Here is a 6,979-nt window from a genome sequence, read left to right on the forward strand (position 1 = left end):
CGGATTCTTCGCACCGGTCGCGGTCGACTCGCTGGGCCGGTTCGAATGGCACGGCGAGCGTCGCCACAAGGGCGACTTCGTCGACCTGCGTGCCGAACTCGACCTGCTGATCGCGGTGTCGAACTGTCCACACCCGCTCGATCCATCGCCAAGTTACGCCCCGGGCGACATCGATCTCATTCGCTATCAGGCACCTCAGCCCGCTTCCGACGATCTGTGCCGCACCGTGTCGCTCGAAGCCAAGCGTGCGTTCGAAAACAACGCCTTCTATCTCGCTGGCGCCGCAGGGAGGGCCTGAGCATGACCGCGATTCCCGCTTCCGCCCGCATCGTGCTCGATACCGAGATTCCGGCGCGCGTGCCGTGGTCGGCGATCATCCGTAAGGGCCAGACGCTGCGCATCGTCGACAGCCACGGCCAGCAGGCGGTCGACACTCTGTTCTACGCCGCCGACGATCATGGCGAGCGCTACAGCGGCCAGGACACACTACGCGCCCAGGGCTCGGCCTACGTCACCACCGGCACGCGGATCATGTCCACCGAGGGCCGCACCATGCTGCGCATGGTCGCCGACAGCTGCGGCCTGCACGACACCTCAGCCGGCGCCTGCTCCTGCGAGAGCAATACCGTGCGGTTCGGACATCAGACCAAGTATCTGCACGCCTGCCGCGAGAACTTCGTGCTGGAGGCTGCCAAGCATGGCCTGTCGAAGCGCGACATCGTGCCGAACCTGAACTTCTTCATGAACGTGCCGCTCGATCCCGACGGCAATTTCACCGTGGTCGACGGCGTCTCCAAGCCCGGCGACTACGTCGAGATGGTCGCCGAGATGGACGTGCTGTGCCTGATCTCGAACTGTCCGCAGGTCAACAATCCCTGCAACGGCTTCTTCCCGACGCCGATTCAGGTGGTGATCTACGAGGCAGGCGAGGACTGATCATGTTCAGCAAAGTTCTGATTGCCAACCGCGGCGAGATCGCCGGGCGGATCGGCCGCACCTTGCGTCGGATGGGGATCGCATCGGTCGCGATCTATTCGGACGCCGACCGGTTCACCCGTCCGGTGCGCGAGGCCGACGAAGCGGTTCGGGTCGGCGGCGACGCCGCCAGCGACAGCTATCTCAACGTCGACGCCGTGATCAACGCCTGCCTCTTAACCGGCGCGCAGGCGGTGCATCCCGGCTACGGCTTCCTGTCGGAGAACCGCGGCTTTGCCGAGCGGCTGAAGCAGCACGGCATCGCCTTCATCGGTCCGCGTCCCGAACATCTCGAGGCGTTCGGCCTGAAGCATCGCGCCCGCGAACTGGCGCAAGCCAGCAACGTTCCGCTGCTGCCCGGCACCGGGCTGATCGACAGCATCGACGAAGCACTCGAGGCCGCAGGCAGGATCGGCTTTCCGCTGATGCTCAAGAGCACGGCGGGCGGCGGCGGCATCGGCATGCAGCTCTGCCACGACGAGGCGACGCTGCGCGAGCGCTTCGCCACTGTGCAGCGCACCGCACGCGCCAGCTTCGGGGACGCGCGGGTGTATCTGGAGCGTTTCGTCGCCGACGCCCGGCATATCGAAGTGCAGATCTTCGGCGACGGCCAAGGCAACGTGATTGCACTCGGCGAGCGCGACTGTTCGCTGCAACGGCGCAACCAGAAAGTGGTCGAGGAAACGCCGGCGCCCGGCATCTCGGACGAGATGCGTGCGCGGCTGCATCAGGCCGCGGTCGCGCTCGGCCAGAGCGTCGCCTACGAATCCGCCGGCACCGTCGAGTTTATCTACGACGTTGCCCGCAACGAATTCTACTTCCTCGAAGTCAACACTCGCCTGCAGGTCGAGCATCCGGTCACCGAAGCGGTGTTCGGGGTCGATCTGGTCGAATGGATGGTGCGCCAGGCTGCCGGCGACAGCCCGCTTGCGACCTACACGCCGCATCCGCCGCAAGGCGCGGCGATCGAAGTGCGGCTCTACGCGGAAAATCCCGGCGCCGGTTTCCGGCCCTCCGCCGGCCGGCTGACCCAAGTGGCGTTTCCGGATGACGCGCGTATCGATGGCTGGATCGAAACCGGCGACGAGGTGACGCCGTTCTACGATCCGATGCTGGCGAAGCTAATCGTCCATGCGGAGGACCGCGACGCCGCGATCGACAAGATGATCGGCGCGCTCACCGCGACCACCGTGGCCGGGATCGAGACCAATCTCGATTACTTACGCGCGATCGCTGCGTCCGATCTGTTCCGCAGCGGCAAGGTCGCCACCAAGGTGCTGGCCGATTTCAGCTTCGCGGCCCCCACCATCGACGTGGTGGCGCCGGGCGCACAATCCGGCCTGCAAGAGCTGCCGGGCCGGCTGCATCTGTGGCACGTCGGCGTGCCGCCGAGCGGACCGATGGACGAGCGCTCGTTCCGCCTCGCCAACCGCATCGTCGGCAATCCGGAAACCACCGCGGCGTTCGAGCTCACCGTCAGCGGCCCGACGCTGCGCTTCAACGCCGATGCCGTTGTGGCGCTGTGCGGCGCCGTGATGGCGGCGAAGCTCGACGGCGTTGCAGTTGGCAATGATGCACCGATCGCGGTGCGCGCCGGACAGGTGCTGGCGATCGGCAGGATCGAGGGCGCCGGTCAGCGTTGCTATCTCGCCATCCGCGGCGGCTTCGATGCGCCTGAAGTGTTCGGCTCCCGCGCCGTGTTCACGCTCGGCGCGTTCGGCGGCCATGCCACCGGCGCGCTGAAGGCCGGCGACGTGCTGCATTTCGGCTCGGTCGCGCCGGTCGCGGAGCCGCGTGCGCTCACCGACGATGAAAGGCCAGCTCTGACACGAGAATGGCAGATCGGCGTGATCTACGGCCCGCACGGCGCTCCCGACTTCTTCCGGGACGACGACATCGCGACGCTGTTCTCCTCGGACTACGAAGTGCATTTCAACAGCGCCCGAACCGGCGTGCGGCTGATCGGACCGAAGCCGCAATGGGCCCGCGCCGACGGCGGCGAAGCCGGGCTGCATCCCTCCAACATCCACGACAATGCTTACGCGGTCGGCGCGATCGACTTCACCGGCGACATGCCGATCATCCTCGGCCCCGACGGCCCGAGCCTCGGCGGCTTCGTCTGCCCGGCCGTGGTGGCGCGCGACGAATTGTGGAAGGTCGGTCAGCTCAAGCCCGGCGACAAGCTTCGCTTCGTGCCGGTGACGCGCGCCGATGATCCGGTCGCGGGACCAACGGTCGTGGTCGCGCCGGCTGAGCTCGGTTCGGCAATCGTCGGCCGCCATGACGATGGCGAGATCCCGGTGGTGTATCGCCGCGCCGGCGATGACAATCTGCTTGTCGAATATGGCCCGATGGAGCTCGACATCGCGCTGCGGCTGCGGGTGCATGTGCTCGCCGAGGCGGTGGAGAAAGCGAAGCTGCCCGGCCTGATCGATCTAACCCCGGGGATCCGCTCGCTGCAGATTCACTACGACAGCGCGGTGATGTCGCGCCGCAAGCTGCTCGACGCGCTGGCGAGGATCGAGCGCGAACTGCCCTCGGTCGAAGCGATGGCGGTACCGAGCCGCATCATTCATTTGCCGCTGTCGTGGAACGATCCGCAGGCGGTGCTGGCGATGCGCAAGTATCAAGAGCTGGTGCGGCCGGATGCACCATGGTGCCCGTCCAACATCGAGTTCATCCGCCGCATCAACGGCCTCGCCAGCGAGGACGACGTCAAGCGCATCGTGTTCGACGCCAACTATCTAGTGCTCGGCCTCGGTGACGTCTATCTCGGCGCGCCGGTCGCCACCCCGGTCGATCCGCGGCATCGCCTGGTCACCACCAAGTACAATCCGGCCCGCACCTGGACGCCCGAAAACGCCGTCGGCATCGGCGGTGCCTATATGTGTATCTACGGCATGGAAGGCCCCGGCGGTTATCAGCTGTTCGGCCGCACCATCCAGGTCTGGAACACCTGGCGCAGCACCGAGGTGTTCAAACCCGGCCATCCCTGGCTGCTGCGGTTCTTCGACCAGATCCGGTTCTTCCCGGTGACGCCGGAACAACTGCTCGACGCCCGGGCCGCGTTTCCGCACGGCGGCTATCCGCTCAAGATCGAAGAGACGACGTTCTCCTACGCCGACTACAAGGCGTTTCTGACGCGCGAAGCCGAAGGCATCACGGCGTTCAAGACCCGCCAGCAATCCGCGTTCGAGGCCGAACGCCAACGCTGGCGAGACGCCAAGCTCGACGAGGTGGTGGAGGACGACACCGCGGCCGCGCTCGGCTCCGGCGGCGATGTGCCGGACGGCTGTGTCGGCCAGTTCACCGAAGCGCCGGGCAACGTCTGGAAGCTGACCGTCGAGCCGGGCGAGCACGTCGAGATCGGACAGACGCTGGCAGTGATCGAGTCGATGAAGATGGAGATCGCAATTCCGGCGACCGCGCGCGGCATCGTCAGGGCGCTCAACGCCAAGCCGGGCCAGACGCTGCGCGCCGGCGACCTGATCTGCGCGCTGGAGGAAGTGTGATGTCGGCTGCACTCGCCTCCTTCCCGACGATCGCGACGCTGCACGCCGCTTATGCGGCCGGCGCCTCTCCGGCCGAGATCATCGCTGCGACGTATCGCCGAATCGAAGCCGTGGCCGATCACGGCATCTTCATCACGCTGCGGCCGGAGCATGATGTTCTCGCCGACGCCGCCGCGCTCGGATCGTTCGATCCGGATACCAAGCCGCTGTGGGGCGTGCCGTTTGCGGTGAAGGACAACATCGACGTCGGGGGCCTTCCGACCACGGCCGCCTGCCCCGGCTTCGCCTACACGCCGAACCAAACCGCGTTTGCGGTTCAGTGTCTGCTCGATGCCGGCGCAATTTTGATCGGCAAGACCAACCTCGATCAGTTCGCGACCGGGCTGGTCGGCGTCCGCACGCCCTATCCGGTGCCGCGCAACGCGATCGATCCGCGCTACGTGCCCGGCGGATCGAGCAGCGGCTCGGCGGTCGCAGTGTCGCATGGCCTAGTCACGTTCGCGCTCGGCACCGACACCGCAGGCTCCGGCCGGGTCCCGGCTGCGCTCAACAACATCGTCGGGCTGAAGCCACCACTCGGCAGCGTGTCGTCGCGCGGCATGGTGCCGGCGTGCCGGACACTGGATACGATCTCGGTGTTCGCCGGCACGGTCGACGACGCCCACGCGATCTATCGGGTCATGGCGACGTTCGACCGCGCCGATCCCTGGTCGCGGCCGCATCCCGGTGCAGCTGCTAAGCCTGCGGCTGTGCCGCCCGGTCTGCGCGTCGGTGTGCCGGACACGGCCAGCCGCAAATTCGCCGGCGATCTGCAGTCCGAACGCGCGTTCGATCTTGCGGTGACGGACCTTGCGACAGTGGTGTCTGCACCCGCTCGTGCAGTTGATATGTCGCCGTTGTTCGAAGTCGCCAGCCTGCTCTACAGCGGCCCGTGGGTCGCAGAGCGCTATCAAGCGATACGGCAGGTGATCGAGACGACGCCGGAGCTGCTGCATCCGGTGACGCGGAAGATCATCGAATCTGCGACGGCGTTCAGTGCCGCCGATGCGTTTGGCGGCCTGTACCGGCTGGCCGAGCTGCGCCGCGCCGCGGATGCGATCTGGAGCAGCGTCGACGTGCTGATGGTGCCGACCTATCCGCGTCCGCGCACGATCGCAGATTTGGAAGCCGATCCGATCGGCCCCAACAGCGAGCTCGGCACCTACACCAATTTCGTCAATCTGCTCGACCTCTGCGCGCTGGCCGTGCCGAGCCGCTTCCGCGCCGATGGTTTTCCGTCCGGCGTCACGCTGATTGCATCATCCGGCCGCGACGACCTGCTCGCCGCGCTCGGCCAACGCCTTCATGCTGCCAGCGAGGTATCCTTGGGCGCCAGCAGCACCAAAGTGCCTGCCCCAACGGACACTTCGACATCTGCAGCTGCAAACGAGATCGAGCTGGTCGTGGTCGGCGCGCATCTTTCCGGCATGCCGCTCAATCACGAGCTCACCAGCCGCGGCGCGCGTTTCCTGCGCGCGGTGCCGACCGCGCCCGACTACAAGCTGTTCGCACTCCAAGGCGGTCCGCCGTTCCGGCCCGGCCTGCTGCGCGTCTCGGCCGGCGAAGGCGTCCCAATCGCCACAGAGGTCTGGGCGATCTCCGCCGAAGGCTTCGGCAGCTTCGTCGCCGGCATCCCGGCCCCGCTCGGCATCGGCACCACGCGCCTGTCTGATGGCACCACGCCGAAGGGCTTCATCGTTGAAGCCGAAGGCCTGAAAGGCGCAACCGACATCTCGGCATTCGGCGGATGGAGGGCTTACATCAAAAGCCTTGCCGGGTAAGGCGAGACGCGAAAAGACACTGATCTGGAGCGCTGATCTGGATTCCGAAGTCGCGGACCACGGTCGAGAGGGCGTCTGCGCGACAAGCTCATCGTCCGCGATCAGCAGGCCAAATCCGCGAGGACGGTGTTGTCCGTCTCGAATCGCGCGTTCCAGCGATGTCAGGAGAATGTGGTAGCGGGAGAGGGACTTGAACCCCCGACCCCAGGATTATGATTCCCGTGCTCTAACCAGCTGAGCTACCCCGCCACGGTGGTTCGCCGTCGGCCTTGCGAGTGAAGGCGATGCGAACGCGCGGCATATAAGGAGGCGTGGGTTGCCCTGTCAAGCAATGCCGGACAGGGCGGGAAAACTTGCCGATACGGCTATTTCGGACGGACCGTCGGATCGCCGCCCGGGCTGCCCGGCGGCGGAATCACCGGGGTTCTGCCGACGTCCGGGGTCGGTGCCCGGATTTCCGGGTCGACGCCGGTTGGCGGGCACAGCACGCCATCGGTCTTAGCGAGCTTGTCGCCGAGCGGCTGCTGGGTCTGGCCGGTGGTGGCACCTGGAGCGTTCGTGCCGGGCGGATTGACGGTCGCATGCGGCGAACATTCGGTCGCCGACGGCGCCGTGGTGGTCGGCGGCTTGGGCGGCGCCTGGGCCGCGGCGGGCGCGGCCGCACGGGCCAGG

The 6,979-nt window shown here is 66.8% G+C and carries 4 protein-coding genes, 1 tRNA gene and 1 pseudogene; 4 read left to right on the plus strand and 2 right to left on the minus strand.

Annotated elements, in window-relative coordinates; genetic code table 11:
* From DYI24_RS17785 to atzF, 4 genes and pseudogenes are all read left to right on the plus strand, one after another.
* Positions 1-298, plus strand: a pseudogene (locus DYI24_RS17785) (urea amidolyase associated protein UAAP1); the annotation flags it as partial.
* Positions 299-300: 2 nt separating this feature from the next.
* Positions 301-936 carry an urea amidolyase associated protein UAAP2 gene (locus DYI24_RS17790; RefSeq protein ID WP_011156969.1) on the plus strand — a complete coding sequence of 212 codons (636 nt, stop codon included), beginning with the start codon at positions 301-303 and terminating at the stop codon, positions 934-936.
* Between the two features lie 2 nt (positions 937-938).
* Positions 939-4,487, plus strand: coding sequence for an urea carboxylase (gene uca, locus DYI24_RS17795; RefSeq protein WP_164573246.1), 3,549 nt, complete (start codon positions 939-941; stop codon positions 4,485-4,487).
* Positions 4,487-6,307 carry an allophanate hydrolase gene (atzF, locus tag DYI24_RS17800; protein WP_164573247.1) on the plus strand — a complete coding sequence of 607 codons (1,821 nt, stop codon included), beginning with the start codon at positions 4,487-4,489 and terminating at the stop codon, positions 6,305-6,307. Before uca ends, atzF begins: the two co-directional genes overlap by 1 nt.
* A gap of 172 nt (positions 6,308-6,479) precedes the next feature.
* Here the strand turns inward: atzF and DYI24_RS17805 are convergent.
* Both DYI24_RS17805 and DYI24_RS17810 read right to left on the minus strand, forming a co-directional pair.
* Positions 6,480-6,556, minus strand: a tRNA-Met gene (locus DYI24_RS17805).
* 116 nt (positions 6,557-6,672) lie between these two features.
* Positions 6,673-6,978, minus strand: a complete 306-nt coding sequence (locus DYI24_RS17810) for a hypothetical protein (protein ID WP_164573248.1) — start codon at positions 6,976-6,978, stop codon at positions 6,673-6,675.
* Position 6,979: the final 1 nt, after the last annotated feature.

This window comes from Rhodopseudomonas sp. BR0C11 (genome assembly GCF_010820945.1).
Classification (GTDB): Bacteria; Pseudomonadota; Alphaproteobacteria; order Rhizobiales; family Xanthobacteraceae; genus Rhodopseudomonas; species Rhodopseudomonas palustris_H.

Excerpts from the sequence above, each read along its gene's own strand:
- DYI24_RS17790 (WP_011156969.1), top strand. The coding sequence starts at position 301 with ATGACCGCGATTCCCGCTTCCGCCCGCATCGTGCTCGATACCGAGATT.
- atzF (WP_164573247.1), top strand. The coding sequence starts at position 4,487 with ATGTCGGCTGCACTCGCCTCCTTCCCGACGATCGCGACGCTGCACGCC.
- uca (WP_164573246.1), top strand. The coding sequence starts at position 939 with ATGTTCAGCAAAGTTCTGATTGCCAACCGCGGCGAGATCGCCGGGCGG.